This window comes from Rhodopirellula sp. UH5 (genome assembly GCF_056839225.1).
Genome location: NZ_CM166390.1, coordinates 6,365,879 through 6,382,285, shown reverse-complemented (window position 1 = coordinate 6,382,285; position 16,407 = coordinate 6,365,879). Strand labels below are relative to the sequence as shown.

General features: G+C 59.0%; 13 protein-coding genes. 10 read left to right on the top strand and 3 right to left on the bottom strand.

Annotation, left to right across the window (positions count from 1 at the left end; translation table 11 throughout):
- Positions 1 to 11: 11 nt before the first annotated feature.
- Together UH5x_RS22735 and UH5x_RS22730 are read left to right on the top strand one after the other, a co-directional pair.
- Complete coding sequence (locus UH5x_RS22735) at positions 12 to 404, top strand: response regulator (RefSeq protein WP_482633766.1); 393 nt, start codon at positions 12 to 14, stop codon at positions 402 to 404.
- 1,788 nt (positions 405 to 2,192) lie between these two features.
- On the top strand, positions 2,193 to 3,362 hold the full coding sequence (locus tag UH5x_RS22730) for a DUF1559 domain-containing protein (protein ID WP_482633765.1): 1,170 nt from the start codon (positions 2,193 to 2,195) through the stop codon (positions 3,360 to 3,362).
- A 185-nt stretch (positions 3,363 to 3,547) separates the two neighbouring features.
- Here the strand turns inward: UH5x_RS22730 and UH5x_RS22725 are convergent, their stop codons facing one another.
- Positions 3,548 to 4,561, bottom strand: coding sequence for a zinc-dependent peptidase (locus tag UH5x_RS22725; protein WP_482633764.1), 1,014 nt, complete (start codon positions 4,559 to 4,561; stop codon positions 3,548 to 3,550).
- Positions 4,562 to 4,744: 183 nt separating this feature from the next.
- On the opposite strand from UH5x_RS22725, the gene UH5x_RS22720 reads away from it, so the two are divergent.
- The 8 genes from UH5x_RS22720 to UH5x_RS22685 all read left to right on the top strand — a co-directional run bounded on the left by UH5x_RS22720 (position 4,745) and on the right by UH5x_RS22685 (position 13,912).
- The gene (locus tag UH5x_RS22720) at positions 4,745 to 5,938 is read left to right on the top strand and encodes an amino acid aminotransferase (RefSeq protein WP_482633763.1); all 1,194 of its coding nucleotides are present in this window, start codon (positions 4,745 to 4,747) and stop codon (positions 5,936 to 5,938) included.
- Positions 5,939 to 6,017: 79 nt separating this feature from the next.
- Entirely contained in the window at positions 6,018 to 7,985 is a 1,968-nt protein-coding gene (locus UH5x_RS22715; RefSeq protein ID WP_482633762.1) for a peptide ABC transporter substrate-binding protein, read from the top strand.
- Positions 7,982 to 8,911, top strand: a complete 930-nt coding sequence (locus UH5x_RS22710) for an ABC transporter permease (protein WP_047814480.1) — start codon at positions 7,982 to 7,984, stop codon at positions 8,909 to 8,911. The genes UH5x_RS22715 and UH5x_RS22710 overlap by 4 nt, the downstream gene beginning before the upstream one ends.
- The gene (locus tag UH5x_RS22705) at positions 8,908 to 10,143 is read left to right on the top strand and encodes an ABC transporter permease (protein WP_482633761.1); all 1,236 of its coding nucleotides are present in this window, start codon (positions 8,908 to 8,910) and stop codon (positions 10,141 to 10,143) included. Before UH5x_RS22710 ends, UH5x_RS22705 begins: the two co-directional genes overlap by 4 nt.
- Before the next feature lie 32 nt (positions 10,144 to 10,175).
- Complete coding sequence (locus UH5x_RS22700; RefSeq protein ID WP_047814536.1) at positions 10,176 to 11,225, top strand: ABC transporter ATP-binding protein; 1,050 nt, start codon at positions 10,176 to 10,178, stop codon at positions 11,223 to 11,225.
- A complete protein-coding gene (locus UH5x_RS22695) occupies positions 11,222 to 12,262 on the top strand; it encodes an ABC transporter ATP-binding protein (protein ID WP_482633760.1) in 1,041 nt (346 codons plus the stop codon). The genes UH5x_RS22700 and UH5x_RS22695 overlap by 4 nt, the downstream gene beginning before the upstream one ends.
- Positions 12,263 to 12,318: 56 nt before the next feature.
- A complete protein-coding gene (gene def, locus UH5x_RS22690) occupies positions 12,319 to 12,924 on the top strand; it encodes a peptide deformylase (RefSeq protein WP_047814477.1) in 606 nt (201 codons plus the stop codon).
- Positions 12,917 to 13,912: a methionyl-tRNA formyltransferase gene (locus UH5x_RS22685; protein ID WP_482633759.1), complete on the top strand. Its 996-nt coding sequence runs from the start codon at positions 12,917 to 12,919 to the stop codon at positions 13,910 to 13,912. Before def ends, UH5x_RS22685 begins: the two co-directional genes overlap by 8 nt.
- A gap of 630 nt (positions 13,913 to 14,542) precedes the next feature.
- Here UH5x_RS22685 and UH5x_RS22680 read toward each other — a convergent pair.
- Positions 14,543 to 15,487 carry a sugar phosphate isomerase/epimerase family protein gene (locus UH5x_RS22680; RefSeq protein ID WP_482633758.1) on the bottom strand — a complete coding sequence of 315 codons (945 nt, stop codon included), beginning with the start codon at positions 15,485 to 15,487 and terminating at the stop codon, positions 14,543 to 14,545.
- Between the two features lie 409 nt (positions 15,488 to 15,896).
- Complete coding sequence (rplL, locus tag UH5x_RS22675) at positions 15,897 to 16,310, bottom strand: 50S ribosomal protein L7/L12 (protein WP_047814473.1); 414 nt, start codon at positions 16,308 to 16,310, stop codon at positions 15,897 to 15,899.
- Positions 16,311 to 16,407: the final 97 nt, after the last annotated feature.

The window sequence follows — 16,407 nt, the reverse complement described above, 5'->3', positions numbered from 1 at the left end:
CGCAAAAAAACATGAATGCTGCACAAAAAAAACGGGTTTTGATCGCGGAAGACGACCCCGTCCTGCGACATTTGCTGCAATTCACCTTGGACCGCGCCGGAATGGATGTGACCGCGGTCGCAGATGGCCAACTGGCCTGGGACATGATTCAGTCCAGCGAAAAGTTCGATGCGCTGGTCACCGACCACGAAATGCCCGCTCTGAGTGGAGTCGAGCTGATCGGCCGCGTGGTCGAAACGTCGCCAATTTCAGTGATTGTCCTCTGCACGGCCAAGGGCTTTGAAATCGACCCGGACAAAATCGTCGAACGCCCCGGCTTGGTTTCCCTGGTCAGCAAACCCTTCAGCCCCAAACAGCTGGTCAGCATCATCGAAGAACGACTCGCAAAAAACGCCACCGATTGAGAGGGCTCGCGTCCAAATCCCGGCGAATCCGGCTACGACGCCTCAGATCGTAGGCCATGTTTCACATGGCAACCGCACCGATGCTTTGGAACAAAGCGAGCCGTCCAGCAGTTGTAAGCCGGATCAAGGACCGGAGGGACGCCGCTTCGGCAGTCGTGGTGGTTGCGGCCGCGATGATGCGGACCGGGGTTGCTGGAACAACGCTTCGCTTGGTCCGGCCTACGATTGTTCGAGCGTGTTGGCCAGCCAACAACCGCTCACCAAAACCCAACGCCAGGTGGAACCTGGCCTACGTGGTGGCTGGATCGCAAAGTGCCAATTTGCAATCGCCTCGTAGGCCATGTTTTACATGGCAACCGCGCCGATGCTTTGGAACAAAGCGAGCCGTCCAGCAGTTGGAGGCCGGATCAAGGACCGGAGGGACGCCGCTTCGGCAGTCGTGGTGGTTGCGGCCGCGATGATGCGGACCGGGGTTGCTGGAACAGCGTTTCGCTTGGTCCGGCCTACGATTGCTCGAGCGTGTTGGCCTGCCAACAACCGCTCACCAAAATCCAACGCCAGGTGGAACCTGGCCTACGTGGTGGCTGGATCGCAAAGTGCCAATTTGCAATCGCCTCGTAGGCCATGTTTTACATGGCAACCGCGCCGATGCTTTGGAACAAAGCGAGCCGTCCAGCAGTTGGAGGCCGGATCAAGGACCGGAGGGACGCCGCTTCGGCAGTCGTGGTGGTTGCGGCCGCGATGATGTGGACCGGGGTTGCTGGAACAGCGCTTCGCTTGGTCCGGCCTACGATTGCTCGAGCGTGTTGACCTGCCTACAACCGCTCACCAAAGTCCAACGCCAGGTGGAACCTGGCCTACGTGGTGACTGGATCGCAAAGTGCCAATTTGCAATCGCCTCGTAGGCCATGTTTTACATGGCAACCGCGCCGATGCTTTGGAACAAAGCGAGCCGTCCAGCAGTTGCAAGCCGGATCAAGGACCGGAGGGACGCCGCTCCGGCAGTCGTGGTGGTTGCGGCCGCGATGATGCGGACCTGGGTTGCCGGAACGGCGCTTCGCTTGGTCCGGCCTACGATTGCTCGAGCGTGTTGACCTGCCAACAACCGCTCACCAAAGTCCAACGCCAGGTGGAACCTGGCCTACGTGGTGGCTGGATCGCAAAGTGCCAATTTGCAATCGCCTCGTAGGCCATGTTTTACATGGCAACCGCGCCGATGCTTTGGAACAAAGCGAGCCGTCCAGCAGTTGCAAGCCGGATCAAGGACCGGAGGGACGCCGCTCCGGCAGTCGTGGTGGTTGCGGCCGCGATGATGTGGACCTGGGTTGCCGGAACAACGCTTCGCTGGGTCCGGCCTACGATTGCTCGAGCGTGTTGGCCTGCCAACAACCGCTCACCAAAATCCAACGCCAGGTGGAACCTGGCCTACGTGGTGGCTGGATCGCAAAACGCCAATTTGCAATCGCCTCGTAGGCCATGTTTTACATGGCAACCGCGCCGATGCTTTGGAACAAAGCGAGCCGTCCAGCAGTTGTAGGCCGGATCAAGGACCGGAGGGACGCCGCTCCGGCAGTCGTGGTGGTTGCGGCCGCGATGATGCGGACCGGGGTTGCTGGAACAGCGCTTCGCTTGGTCCGGCCTACGATTGCTCGAGCGTGTTGACCTGCCAACAACCGCTCACCAAAGTCCAACGCCAGGTGGAACCTGGCCTACGAACGCCAGTGACTGATCTGGCTTACAATGCACCTGAGACGCTGTTCCCAATTCCCTGAACTGCGAGGTGCGACGATGACAGGCAATCGATCCGGACTGACGCTGCTGGAATTTATGGTGGTTTTGATTTGCATCGTGATTGTGATGGCACTGCTGTTGCCAGGAATTGGCGATGGCAGAATTCATACGCGCCGAAACCAATGCTCCACCCAAATCAAAAACCTGAGCTTGGCTGCGATCCAGTACTCCGCTGCCAAGGGCGAACTCCCAGGATGGGCGATGGAGTTTGGCCACTTTGGCTGGGCCCCTGAAACCGAAACCATTCTTTACCCATTGGTTGATCCCTCCGCCGATTCCCCCGAAGCGAACTCGCAAAACCTCTCCCCTCACCGCAAGATCGGAACCAGGGCAGTCGCCCTGCTGCCTTGGCTGGACGCTCAACCAACCTACGAACACTGGACCGAGGACCGCTTCCCGATCCTCACTCAGGCCGAAGGTTCCACCACCGGATTCAGCGGGCAAGGCTTTCACCCGCTGGCGGCACCCAACCTGGCGACCATGCAGTGCCCAACGGATCCCACCCAAAGTGAAGACGACGGACGCAACAGTTACGTCGCCAACGCGGGTGTCTTCTTCCCACCGAACGACATGATCTCGGGCCAACACGCCATCTTCCATCCCGACGGCACGACCAAAACCGTCACGTTCGCTGAATCGATGAGCAAACAATTCGGAGCCCTTGGGAATCAGGTCTCCGCTCGACTGGAACGATCCGACGCAGAGGCCCGCGTTCCGATCGCGAAACCAATTCAATTGGATGACATTCGCGATGGAGCGGGCAACACGGTCCTTTTCTCCGAATCGCTTCATGCGCTTTCCTGGCATCGATCGGGATTCGTCAACGATGAGGATCTGACCTTCGAGAACCATCCCGACGAAGTGCTTTACCCCACACTCAGCCGGTTCACCAACACGATGGTTTGGCACGGGGTGGACTGGAGCAACAACAAGCAACCCCGCGAGATTCACCGGATCAACGGGGAACGTGCGCTCACTGAAACGATGCAGATGAATTCCACCAACGCCGCCGACTTGGCTCGCCCGTCGTCGGCACATATCGAAGGAGTCAACGCTGCCATGGCTGACGGCGGCACCCGATTCATTTCGGAAACGATCGACCACCGTGTTTGGCAATCGCTGATGACACCTCGCGGCCGCGAACCGATTTCAGACGACGCGATGTGAGCAATGGCCTGGCATCCATGTCGGACCGAAGGGAGCACCAGATCAGAGTAGAACAGTTGTCTCAACTGTTCCGTCGAGCAGGCCTCCACCACCAAGCCTCGTCGCACCCGATTCAGCTCCAAACCGTTCGCTTCACGCTGCTCGACGACACTCATCAGACACGCAAACATTTGAGGACAAATGTTCTACTCTTTTTGAGTGCCCCGAGGGCGTGGCAAGCCTTGCATCGTTTTGCGGCGGCAGCAGTGCTTGAACTTGTCTCCGCTGCCGCAAGGACACGGGTCGTTGCGTTGGACTTTCCCGCGACGTTTGCGACGACCGCGAAACAGACGCTTGGGATCCTGGTGGTACATTTTGCGAAGCATCGCGTAGAGCTTTGGGTTCTTGGCTTGCAACTGCGCCGGCTTTTCAAAGAAGTACTCCGACAACACAGCGAAGTACTCCGCCTCGTTGGTGTACGCGTAATCGTCGATCCCTGAACGCGTTCCCTCGGATTGCAACTCTTCCCCCACCCACTTCACCCACGGCTCGGTGACTTCCGATGAAGCCGACGCGGGGATCCCATCGACTTCGCCGTCCGCTTTGTCGACCAAGTGAGCGAACTCGTGAATGCCAACGTTGCGTTTGTCACCCGGGTTTGAGAATCCAGCCAGCAAAGAAGGCTTGGACAAAATCATCACCCCGCTCAGGTGATTCACGCCGATCATCCCCAACGTGTTTTTGTCGCTGTCACCTTCGGTCTGATAATCCGCACCAAAGGACCCGGGGTAGATCAGCACTTCGCCCAATCCCGAGTACTCGAAGTCGTCCAGCCCCATGATCGGGATCACCGCGCTGGCACCCACCAGGGCTCGCGTCGTTTCATCGACGTCGGTGCGGATTCCCGTGATGGCGACCTCGTCCAAAAAGACCTTCATGCGATTGCGAAAACCCTCGCGTTGATCCTCGTCGAGCATGCGGTAGTACACGACATGCGTTTGCAGCGCGGCTTCCCAAACGTCCGGGAAGGGCGAGGCCATGACTTTCAATCGACGCACCGTTCGCCGGCGGAACCACCAATGCAGGGCCCACGCCAACGACAACGCAGCGAGAGCCCAGGGGCGAACGAACGCGACGCCAACGACCAGCAGGGCGAAGGCGACCGAGATGCCAACCGCCCAGCGACGGTTGGCTTGATCCAATTCAGGAGTGACAAGCATGGCGGTAGCATAGAGTGCCGAGGGCCAATCTGCAGAGAGCGGAGAACGTGCTCCCCACCCTGGGACTCCGGGCTGAGCACTTTCCCGCGTGTAGGCGAAATCCGGCTGGGTAGTTATTCTCGTGGCTCCGTCGACCCAATGTGACGTCGACTCCCTCCCCTCCACTCAGATTTCGGTTTCCCCGTGCACCGATTCGATTCCATTTCTGTTGCTGCTCCCGACGCCATTTTGGGACTGACTGAAGCGTTCAAAGCCGATGAACGCGAAACCAAAATGAATCTTTCCGTGGGCGTGTACCAAGACGCTTCGGGCACCACGCCCGTGCTTCGCTGCGTGAAAGAGGCCGAAAAACGGCTCCTCGAAACCGAATCGACCAAGGGCTACCTCTCCATCGATGGCCTGCCGGATTACCGCGAAGCCGCCCGTCAATTGATTTTCGCCGATCAAATCGCCCCCGAACGCGTGGCTGCCGTGCAGACACCGGGCGGCACGGGTGCCCTCCGCGTGGCGGCGGAATTCCTGGCCACTCAGTGCGGACCGTTGCGGATTTTCTTGCCGACGCCAACCTGGGCCAACCACAACGCGATCATGGCCGCTGCCGGCTTGCCCGTGGAAACCTATTCTTACCTGGGTTCGGACAAAAAGACGCTGGACTTCGACGCCTTGATCGAAGACCTGAAAACCAAAACCAAGGCCGGCGACGCGGTCCTGCTGCACGCTTGTTGCCACAACCCAACCGGAGTCGACCCGACACCGGAACAATGGGAACAAATCGCCAGCGTCGTCGCGGAAAAGAACCTGACCCCGCTGCTGGACTTCGCCTACCAAGGCTTCGGCACTGGCCTGAACGAAGACGCGGCGGGCGTTCGCACCGTGCTGCGGCATGTCGACGAAGCCATCGTGTGCTCGTCATTCAGCAAGAACTTTGGCCTGTACAGCGAACGTGTCGGAACCGCTTGCCTGGTGTCCGGGTCCGCTGACACGACCAAGGCAGCTCTCAGCCAACTCAAGCGAGTCGTCCGAGCCAACTACAGCAACCCACCCCGCCACGGCGGTGCGATCGTGGCCACCGTGTTGGCCGACCAAGGGCTGACTCAGATGTGGCACGAAGAGCTCGCCGAGATGCGAACCCGAATCGCTTCGCTGCGAAAACAATTTGTCGATGGCATGGCCGCGACGGGAGTCGACCAAGACTTCTCGTTCTTGCTGAATCAGAAAGGCATGTTCTCATTCAGCGGTTTGTCACCGATGCAAGTCGACCAATTGCGTAGCGAACATGGCGTCTATTTGGTCGGCAGTGGCAGAATCAACGTCGCTGGCATGAATGAATCGCGGATGGAATGGTTGTGCAACGCAGTGGCGTCTGTCTTGCGATAGACTAGCCACAGTCTGTCCAATGCATTGAAGATGAAACATGATGCTGACGCCCTGTTTCCCTCCCTCCTGATTTTCCGCCATGCCTTTGGAACTTCGTCGAGCGTTTTTGGTTGTGGCTGCCATCGTGGTGATGGTGTCCCTGATCTGGGCGTCTCGATTTGATGCGATGCCGCCGGCTGACTTCAGCTTTCAAAACGGCACCGACCCCAAAACGCTTGATCCACACCGAGCGACCGGCCAACCCGAAAGCCGGATTCTGTTCAACATCTTCACCGGTTTGCTGGAAGAGTTGCCTGAGGGCGACCCGGATCCAGAAACCGGCGTCCAACCCATGACTCCTCAGGCGGGCATCGCTTCGTCTTACGAAGTCTCGCCGGACAACATGACCTACACGTTCCACTTGCGGGACGATGCCACCTGGAGCGACGGGGTCCCGATCACATCGGCTGACTTTGTCTGGTCGTGGACACGGATGCTGCATCCGGAAACCGCCTGCGAATACAACTTCCAACTGTTCGGCGTCCAGCACGCCGAAGCCTACGCGACCGGCGAAGTCCAACCCGGCGACAAGGTCGAAGTCGAACTGTGGGACCGCCCGGGTGAATCGATCGACGGCGATCCAGCCCCCCAAACCTTCCCCCGTGGGACCATCGTTCACGGCACCCTGAAGGCGCTCGACAAACCGCCCCAGCCCACCGTTCCGGAAGACGCCTCCAAAGAGGAAAAGTCCAAGGCCACTGCCGATTGGCAATCCGAATGGCTGTACACCGTTGATCTGGCGAAACGAGACGGCGATGAAATCCTCTGGGACGAGGTCACCGAAACGGTCACCTACACCAAAAACCTGCAGACGCCCTTGGCGAAGGACAACACCCAACGAGCCCATGCCGTCCTGGTCGCCTTCGATCAACTCGGTGGCGTCGAAGCTCCCGACCCATTCACGCTGATCGTCCATCTTCGCGACCCCCTCCCGTACTTCCCGTACCTGACCGCGTACTACCCTCTGTTCCCAGTCCCTCGCCACTGCATTGAAGAGCATGGCAAACCGATGTGGACGCGGCCCGAGAACATCGTCACCTGCGGCCCTTATAAAGTCGGCCTTCGAAAACTGCGCGACCGAGTCCGCTTGGTCAAAGACGAGCGATGGTACGACGCCGACACCGTGGGGATTGAAACGATCGATGCCCTTTCCATCGAGAGCCAAAACACAGCGCTCAACATGTACGAGACCGGCGAACTGGACTGGGTCACCGACCCGCCCGTCACCCTGATCGAAGAACTCAAGCAACGCGACGATTACCACGGCGCGCCGTACTTGTCGGTGTACTACTACGAACTCAACACCAAACGCCCGCCACTGGATGACGTGCGAGTCCGCAAGGCGCTTTCGATGGCGATCAATCGCGAACAGATCGTGCGTGAAGTCACCAAGGCTGGCCAACAGCCTGCCTTTGCCTTGGTACCGCCTGGGATTGCCGGTTACACGCACGTCAAAGGCAATCGAGGATCGCTCGAAGAAGCCAAGCAACTGCTGGTCGAAGCAGGTTACCCCGGCGGACGCGGCTTCCCCAAGTTCACGATTCTGTACAACACCAGCGAAAGCCACCGGGCGATCGCGGAAGTCATCCAACAGCAATGGCAAAACAACCTGAACGTCAAAGCTGACCTGCAGAACATGGAATGGGGCAGTTTCCTCGACAAACGCCAGCAACAGAAGTACGACATTTCGCGAGCCGCCTGGAACGGCGACTACCCGGACCCGAACACGTTCTTGGATCTGTTCCTCAGCAAAAGCCCTCAGAACAACACCGCTTGGAACAACCCTCGCTACGACGAACTGGTGGCCGCCGCGGCGTCCGAATCCGACAAAGTCAAACGCATGGAACTGTTGGCGGAAGCCGAAACGATCTGGGCCGATGAGTTGCCTGCGATTCCAATCTATTACTACGTCGGACTGAACATCATCAAACCCCACGTCAAGGGTTTGTTCCCGACACCACAAGACACGCACCCGTTTCAAACGATTCGATTGGAACCCAAGCCATGAAAGACTTGCTCGGATTCCTGGTCCGACGCCTCGGCTGGATGGCCATCACACTGTGGGCGGTTTACACCGTTTCGTTTGTGCTGATGCGTGCGGCCCCCGGCAGCCCCTTCAGTGCCGAGCGCGCGATGCCTCCCGCGATCGAGCAACAGATGCGTGCCCGGTACAACCTGGATGCACCGCCACTGCAGCAGTACTGGGACTACATGTGGGGCATCCTGAGCCGCGGCGACCTCAGCTGGTCGATCAAGCTGGAGGATTACAGCGTCAACCAAGTCATCGCGGAAGGCTTCCCCGTCTCCGCCTCGCTGGCCATCTTCGCCTTGGTTTTCGCGATCATCCTGGGTGTTTCCGCCGGAGTCATCTCGGCCGTTTATCGCGGCACCGTCGCCGACGTGGCGATGATGGCAACCGCGGTGCTCGGCATCGCCATTCCCAACTTTGTGTTGGCATCGATCGCGATTTTGCTGTTCGTGTTCTTGATCCCTCTGTTCCCGGCCGCAGGCTGGGGAACCCTTCGACAAGTCACCCTGCCGGCGATTTGTCTGGGACTGCCCGTTGCCGCCTACATCGCCCGCCTGACCCGAGCCGGGATGCTGGAATCGCTCACCCGCGAACATGTTCGCACCGCGTTCGCCAAAGGACTGCCCAAACGCACCGTGATCATCAAACACGTGCTTCCCGGCGCGTTGCTTCCCGTGGTCAGCTACCTCGGTCCGGCCACGGCGGGCGTCCTGACCGGATCGCTGGTGCTGGAAAAAATCTTTGCCTTGCCCGGGATGGGCAGCCACTTCATCTATGCCGCGACTCAGCGTGACACGACGCTGGCGACCGGCATGGTGCTGACCTACACCGTGCTGCTGTTTGTGATGAACACCATCGTTGACTTGGCCTACGCTGTCATTGACCCGCGAGTCGAACTGGAATGAACCTTCCCGATTCAGGCAAGAACGAAGAAGCGCTCGCGAAGCTGCTGGAGGAATCCCGCAAGATTCGCGGTGTCTCGCTTTGGAAAGATGCTTGGCGTCGATTGCGTCGCAACCGCCCTGCCATGACCTCGCTGGTCTTCTTGATCGGTTTGGGGTTGGTCGCGTTCCTAACGCCGATGCTGCCGCTGCAAAGCCCGCTCGACAAAGACCTCAACAACCGCCGCTTCCTCCCACCCTCGTTCGAATCGGTCACGATGGGATCGCGGGAAGGGTTGAAGTTCGCCGACAGAAAACTGACCAGCCAACTGGCACTCTTCGAAGCCAACATCGCCGAAGAATCTGCGGCGGCATTGGCAACCACCGACCCGGCCGAACAAGCCAAACAGCTTGAGTCGATCCAAGACCGAATTCGAGTCGAACATCCCTTCAACCAACTCTGGAATCAACTCGGCAGCGTCTCCTTCAAGATGGTGCAGCTTCGCGTCGCGATCTTTGGTGACTACGCGGTGCCATCCATTTTTGGAACCGACAAACTCGGACGCGACCTGCTCGCTCGAGTTTTCTGGGGCGCTCGCGTTTCACTGGTCGTGGGTGTGGTGGCGACGTTGGTCAGTTTGGTGATCGGCGTCAGCTACGGCGCGATCGCAGGCTACTTCGGTGGCTGGGTGGACGCAGCGATGATGCGGATCGTCGACATGCTGTATTCGATCCCGTTCATTTTTGTGGTGATCTACCTGGTCACGTTCTTGGGCGAGGAGAGCGTGAAAGCGTGGCTGGAAAGCTACGGCATCGACCAAATCATGATCTTCTACATCATCATCGGTGCGATCTATTGGCTGACGATGTCACGTGTCGTTCGCGGCCAAGTGCTGTCCCTTCGTCAAGAACAGTTCATTGAGTCGGCTCGCACAATCGGTGCCTCATCGATGCGAATCGTGTTTCGACACCTGGTGCCCAACGTGCTTGGCATCGTCATCGTTTACCTGACCTTGACCATCCCCGCCGTGATGCTGTTCGAAGCTTTCCTCTCGTTCCTGGGTTTGGGCGTTGCCCCGCCCGATGTGTCCTGGGGATTGTTGCTCAACGACGGCGTGGAAGCCCTTTCCAGCGTCAAACTTTTTTGGTGGGTGGTGATTTTCCCAGGCGCGGCTCTGGCCATGACCCTGTTCGCTTTGAACTTCTTAGGCGACGGTTTGCGTGACGCGTTGGATCCAAAGATGAAAAACCGATGAACCCAGCTCCCGGATCGCCCACCGCTTCCTCCATGCCTGCCACAGCGGACGCAATCGACGCCCCTCGCGGGGACGACCAACCACTCCTCCAGGTTGCCGATCTGAAGGTCAGCTTCAAAACAGATGAGGGGCAGGTCCAAGCCGTCCGCGGGATATCTTTTGATGTTCGAGCAGGGGAGACTGTCGGCATCGTGGGAGAGTCAGGCAGCGGAAAAAGCGTCACCAACTTGGCGATGATGGGACTGATCCCACAACCGCCGGGACAAATCGATTCCGGAACGGCGCTGTTTCAAGGTCGCGACCTCCTGAAGATGACCGATCGAGAACTGCAAAGCGTCCGCGGCCGGCATGTCTCGATGATCTTTCAAGATCCGATGACGGCGTTGAACCCACTGATGACCATCGAGCAGCAAATGACCGAGATGACTCGGTTGCACTTGGGACTCACAAAGAAAGAAGCTGCCGCACGCGCGGTGGACATGTTGGGAATGGTTGGGATCACGTCACCCGAAAAACGCCTCCGCGACTACCCGCACCAATTCAGTGGTGGGATGCGACAACGCGTGATGATCGCAATGGCGTTGTCCTGCGAACCGGAACTGCTGATTGCGGATGAGCCCACCACCGCACTGGACGTGACCATCCAAGCCCAGATCATGGATCTGCTCGCTGACCTGCAAGAACGCAAGGGCACAGCGATTGTCTTGATCACGCACGACCTGGGCGTGGTGGCCGGTGTCGCTGACCGCGTGATGGTGATGTACGCCGGACGCATTGTTGAAAAAGCCAACGTGAACGACCTCTTCGCGTCCCCCCAACACCCATACACACTTGGCTTGCTCGGTTCGCTGCCACGGTTTGACACCGATCGCCACGAGAAACTGCTGGCGATTCCCGGTGGCCCGCCGGACATGTCCGAACCCATCGTCGGCTGCGCGTTCTCGCCGAGGTGCAGCTTCGTGCAACCGGTTTGCGAGCGTGAAGAACCCACGCTGGCGTTGAAAACAGAACCTGCCGGCGGTGCGAACCTGCCCGTCGTGCAACCTCACCTCGCGGCTTGCCATGTGGAGATGCCCTCATGAGCGCAGTCAACGCCCCACACGAAGCCACCCAAGGATCAGGCAACGCCACCGCGGACCCACCGCTGCTGCAAGTCCGCGACCTGAAGGTTCACTTCCCCTTTCGACGTGGATCCCTGTTCAATCCCGAGCAAGGCCTGATCCGCGCCGTCGATGGCGTGTCCTTTGACATTGCCAAAGGCGAAACACTGGGGTTGGTCGGGGAATCCGGCTGCGGAAAATCGACCACCGCTCGCGCGATCATCAACCTGGTTCACCCGACCTCAGGCGACGTCCTGGTTGACGGCAAATCGATTGCGGGACTGTCCGACAAAGAGATGCTGCCGTACCGACGCCGCGTGCAAATGGTTTTCCAAGACCCCTTTGCCAGCCTCAACCCTCGGATGACCGTCGGTGGCATCATCGGCGAACCGCTAACGGTTCACAAACTCGCCTCCGGCAAAGACCGCCAACTCGAAGTGCTGCGACTGATGGAATTGGTGGGCCTCAACCCTCGATTCCTGAATCGCTACCCCCACGAATTCAGTGGCGGCCAACGGCAACGCATCGGCATCGCTCGCGCCCTCGCGGTCCAACCGGACCTGATCCTCTGTGACGAACCCGTGTCCGCACTCGATGTTTCGATCCAAGCACAGATCATCAACCTGATGATGGATCTGCAGCAACGACTCGGTGTGGCGTACCTGTTCATCGCTCACGACCTGGCCGTCGTCCGCCACATCGCGACTCGAGTCGGAGTGATGTACCTCGGCCGAATCGCGGAACTCGGCACAGCAGAAGAACTCTACGCCGACCCCAAACACCCCTACACCGAAGCCCTGCTGTCCGCCGTCCCAGTCCCCGATCCAGCGATCGCGGCTCAGCGGCGACGAATCGTGCTGCAAGGCGAAGTCCCCTCGCCGGACAAGTTCTACCCCGGTTGCTCGTTCGCCGACCGCTGCCCGATCGCCGTGGACCGCTGCCGAACCGATCGGCCCGGACTGCCAGACCGATCGCACGCCGCGGCTTGTTGGGAGCGTGATGATCCGCCGGAAGTTTGATAAGCTGCGGGATTGATTGAACTCATCCGCCGTTTCGTCTTTTTCCCAACTTCATCATGCCGTTGTCGATCATCCATTTTCCGCATCCGACACTCCGACACACCAGCCGCCCCATCATGCGGGTGGATGCCAAGCTGAAGTCGATGGCCGAAGAGATGCTCGACCTGATGTACGAGTTCGACGGCGTCGGCCTGGCGGCCAACCAAGTTGACTTGCCCATCCGCATGTTCGTCGCCAACCCCACGGGAAAACGCGACGAGGGCGAGTCCTGGGTGATCCTCAACCCCGAGATCGACCGCCACAAAGGCAACGACACCGCCCAAGAAGGCTGCCTCAGCGTGCCGGGCATTTACGGCCAAGTCAAACGCCCCAAAACCGTGCGGTTGCGTGGATTTGACCTCCAAGGCAACGAGATCAACCAAGTCCTCGATGGTTTCATGGCACGCGTGGTCCAACACGAAGTCGACCACCTCGACGGCATCATGTTCTTTGACCGCATCGGCGAAGAAGGCCTCCGCGACCTCGAAGACCAACTCGAAGAATTCAAAACCGATTACGAGTCCAAGCAGGGCACCGGGTCGATCGCCGACGCAGCAACACTGGCTCGGCAACGAGCCGAATGGGAAGCCATGTACACCGGCGGGACCTCCTCCCATGACTGATTCCCTGCGTTATGTGCTGATGGGGACCGGCCCCTTTGCAGTGCCATCCTTTGAGGCAATCCGCCAACAACTGGATTCCACCGGCGACGAAATCGCCCGCGTATTCGTGCGGCCGCTGCCGCCCATCAAAAGCCGCGGTGGCCCGCCACCGCAACCGGTCCGGGAATGGGCGGAATCACACAACCTTCCCGTCGATGCTCCCGCCAGCATCAACGATCCCGAAACCGTGGCCAGCCTGGTCGCCATGGACGCGGATCTGCTCGTCGTTTGCGACTACGGCCAAATCCTGAAACCCGATGCACTGCAAGCCGCACGCCTGGGCGGCATCAACTTGCACGGCTCGCTGCTGCCCGCCTACCGAGGCGCCGCACCGGTTCAACGAGCCCTCTTGTCTGGCGATCGCGAAACCGGCGTGTCGGTGATCCACATGACCCCGCGACTCGATGGCGGACCAATCGTATCCTCTCGCACCACACCCATTCACGACGACGAGACATCCGGTGAACTGGAAACTCGCCTGTCAGCCATTGGTGTCGATGCCACGCTGGAAGCCATCGGCCTGTTGCGAACAATCGAGTCCCTCGAAACTCACGGCCCCCTTGGCCAACCGCAGGACCCCGCCAAGATTTCCAAGGCACCGCGATTGTCCAAGGCCGAAGCCCAGATCGACTGGTCCGCGACGGCCCGCCAAATCGATTGCCTGGTGCGAGGCATGCAGCCGTGGCCGGTGGCCTTCACCCATGCGATCGTGAACGAAAACAAACCACCGCTCCGCGTCGCGATTCGCGAAGTCCGCACGGAAACGTTCACCGCTGACCCCGCCAACGTGGGCCGGGTGATGGAGCACGATGGGCTGGCCATCGGATGCGGCGACGGCCAAGTCATCGTCGAGCGACTTCAACCGGCCGGCAAAAAAGAAATGTCCGGCCTGGACTTCAAACGCGGCCACCGCCTGACAGCCGGCCAACCGCTGATCGCACAACCGTAGGCCAGGTCTCACCTGGCAATCATGCCAATGCTCCTGTAGGCCAGGTCCCACCTGGCAACCACGCCGATGCTTTGGAACAAAGCGAGGCGTCCAGTCCCCTCGTCTTGCAAGCCCAACGTCCGCCTGCCAAGAACCACCGCCTGCCAAGAACCACCGCCAGGTGGAACCTGGCCTAGGAACGCCGATTTTGCAATTTCAAATTGTCAATTCACTTTTGCAATCGAACTCGAAGCACGCTCCATCCAGGCGGACGCCCCGACGATCACCGCCATCAGAGTAGAACCGTTGCCCTCAACTGTTCCGTCGTGCCACCCGCCAACGCCGGGCATCATCGCTTCTCAGTCCAGCCTCACGCCGCTCGACGACAGCAACCAGCCAACGTAGGCCAGGTCCCACCTGGCAATCATGCCAATGCTCCTGTAGGCCAGGTCCCACCTGGCAACCACGCCGATGCTTTGGAACAAAGCGAGGCGTCCAGTCCCCTCGTCTCGCAAGCCCAACGTCCGCCTGCCAAGAACCACCGCCAGGTGGAACCTGGCCTACGCCTGTCGCCCTTTCCAACTTCCCGCCCAACAAAAAAACCCGACGCAGTGCGCCGGGTTTGCATTTTCAATCAGATGCGAAAGCGACTTACGCTTTGGCCAGTTCGTCGCGAACGCGTTCGAGCAACTTCTTGCTGGCCAGGATGCCTTCGGCTTCGCTGAGCCCACCACCTTCGTATTCAATCCCAACGTAGCCGTTGTAACCAAACTCGGTGACGATCTTCATCATCTTGAAGTAGTCGGTGTTCTTCTCGTTGCCTTCTTCGTCAAAGTCGTGCGTCTTGGCACTGACAGCTTTCGCGTACGGCATCAACGCTTGCACGCCGTGATAGCGATCGAACTCATCTGCGTTCTTGCCACGCGAGATGAAGAAGTTGCCAAAGTCCGGCAGCGTGCCGCAGTTGTCCATCCCAACGCGCTCCATCACGACGGCCAACCAAGCACCGTTGCTGCTCAGACCACCGTGGTTTTCAACGATCACGTTGATGTCCTGCTTGGCGGCGTACTCACTGAGTTGGCTCAGCCCATCGGCTGCGTACCCGATCTGCTCAAGGTAAGAACCGCCGCTGGCTGCATTCACACGAATCGAGTGGCAACCGAGGAACTTGGCCGCGTCGACCCACTGATGATGATTCTCAACTGCTTTCGCACGAGCATCTTTGTCAGGGTCGCCCAAGCGCCCTTCCCCGTCGACCATGATCAACAGGCTCTTCACGCCGTTGTCTTTGCAACGCGAATTCAGCTCCGACAAATACTTCTCGTCACGAGCCTTGTCCTTGAAGAATTGATTGACGTACTCGACCGCATCAATGCCGAACTGCTCTTTCGAAACCTTCGGGAAGTCCATGTTGGTGATTCCAACCGACTGATCCCGGAGCGTGCGGTGCAGCGACCACTCGGCCAAAGAAATTTGAAAGGGAGCGTGATCATGATCATGCCCTTCGTGAGCATGAGCCAACATTCGCGAACCAGCGATTCCGGAAACGGCGGTGGTGGCGGCGAGCGACTGCAAAAATTGACGACGTGGCAACATGCGGGCTGTTCCTAACGGTTCTGAGGTGGGGCGTGGGGACTTCAAAGAGGAAATTCAAGGGCGTTCACATCACTCGGCCTGAGCGCACCAATGTGAGCGCAGCAGCGAATGCAAACCGAATCACAGTCTAACTGGATACCCGTCGCAACGCGCAAGAAATTCGCGAGCTCCACGCGTCGCGAGCCCAACAAACGGGAGGCAAGCGAACGGCCGAACCAAGCGAATCAAAGCTCACCCTCGCAGCGGAGAGCGAGTCAAACGAACGGAGAAACCAGCCGCAGAACAACCCGCCCACGCACTTGCGTGATACCAGCTGCCGGCGCAGCAAAATGACCGCGGATCCAAGTGAATGAATCCACGATCATTGACTGATTTGACCGATTTCCGAACGAACCAATCCGGCTTCGAACTACTTGAGTTCGACGGAGCCGCCAGCTTCTTCGACTTCGGCTTTGACCTTTTCAGCGTCTTCTTTCGAGACAGCTTCTTTCAGGGTTGCTGGGCAACCTTCGACCATCTTCTTGGCGTCCATCAACGATGCACCCGTGATGTTCTTGACGACCTTGACGACGTTCAGTTTCTTCTCACCGAAGCTGGTCAAGACGACATCGAATTCGGTCTGCTCGACTTCGGCGGCAGCACCACCTTCGGCAGGACCAGCCATCATCACAGCACCACCGCCGGCGGCTGGCTCAATGCCATGCTCATCCTTGAGGTAGTCGCTCAATTCTTTGGCTTGCTTCAGGGTCATGTTGGCGATTTTGTCGCCCAGTTCTTTTGCTTCTGCGCTGAATTCAACGACAGCGGTTGCTTCATCGGACATAGTCAAACTACCTCAAAAACGAAAAAGGTGATTCGGAAATGGTTCAGGAAAAAAGCCGGGACACGGACACAGGCCCCGGCTACTTGAGCGGAGACGA

What these genes read in the sequence shown, in the direction of transcription:
- UH5x_RS22735 (WP_482633766.1), top strand. Translation starts at nt 12, where the DNA reads ATGAATGCTGCACAAAAAAAACGGGTTTTGATCGCGGAAGACGACCCC.
- UH5x_RS22730 (WP_482633765.1), top strand. Translation starts at nt 2,193, where the DNA reads ATGACAGGCAATCGATCCGGACTGACGCTGCTGGAATTTATGGTGGTT.
- UH5x_RS22725 (WP_482633764.1), bottom strand. Translation starts at nt 4,561, where the DNA reads ATGCTTGTCACTCCTGAATTGGATCAAGCCAACCGTCGCTGGGCGGTT.
- UH5x_RS22715 (WP_482633762.1), top strand. Translation starts at nt 6,018, where the DNA reads ATGCCTTTGGAACTTCGTCGAGCGTTTTTGGTTGTGGCTGCCATCGTG.
- UH5x_RS22710 (WP_047814480.1), top strand. Translation starts at nt 7,982, where the DNA reads ATGAAAGACTTGCTCGGATTCCTGGTCCGACGCCTCGGCTGGATGGCC.
- UH5x_RS22705 (WP_482633761.1), top strand. Translation starts at nt 8,908, where the DNA reads ATGAACCTTCCCGATTCAGGCAAGAACGAAGAAGCGCTCGCGAAGCTG.
- UH5x_RS22700 (WP_047814536.1), top strand. Translation starts at nt 10,176, where the DNA reads ATGCCTGCCACAGCGGACGCAATCGACGCCCCTCGCGGGGACGACCAA.
- UH5x_RS22695 (WP_482633760.1), top strand. Translation starts at nt 11,222, where the DNA reads ATGAGCGCAGTCAACGCCCCACACGAAGCCACCCAAGGATCAGGCAAC.
- def (WP_047814477.1), top strand. Translation starts at nt 12,319, where the DNA reads ATGCCGTTGTCGATCATCCATTTTCCGCATCCGACACTCCGACACACC.
- UH5x_RS22685 (WP_482633759.1), top strand. Translation starts at nt 12,917, where the DNA reads ATGACTGATTCCCTGCGTTATGTGCTGATGGGGACCGGCCCCTTTGCA.
- UH5x_RS22680 (WP_482633758.1), bottom strand. Translation starts at nt 15,487, where the DNA reads ATGTTGCCACGTCGTCAATTTTTGCAGTCGCTCGCCGCCACCACCGCC.
- rplL (WP_047814473.1), bottom strand. Translation starts at nt 16,310, where the DNA reads ATGTCCGATGAAGCAACCGCTGTCGTTGAATTCAGCGCAGAAGCAAAA.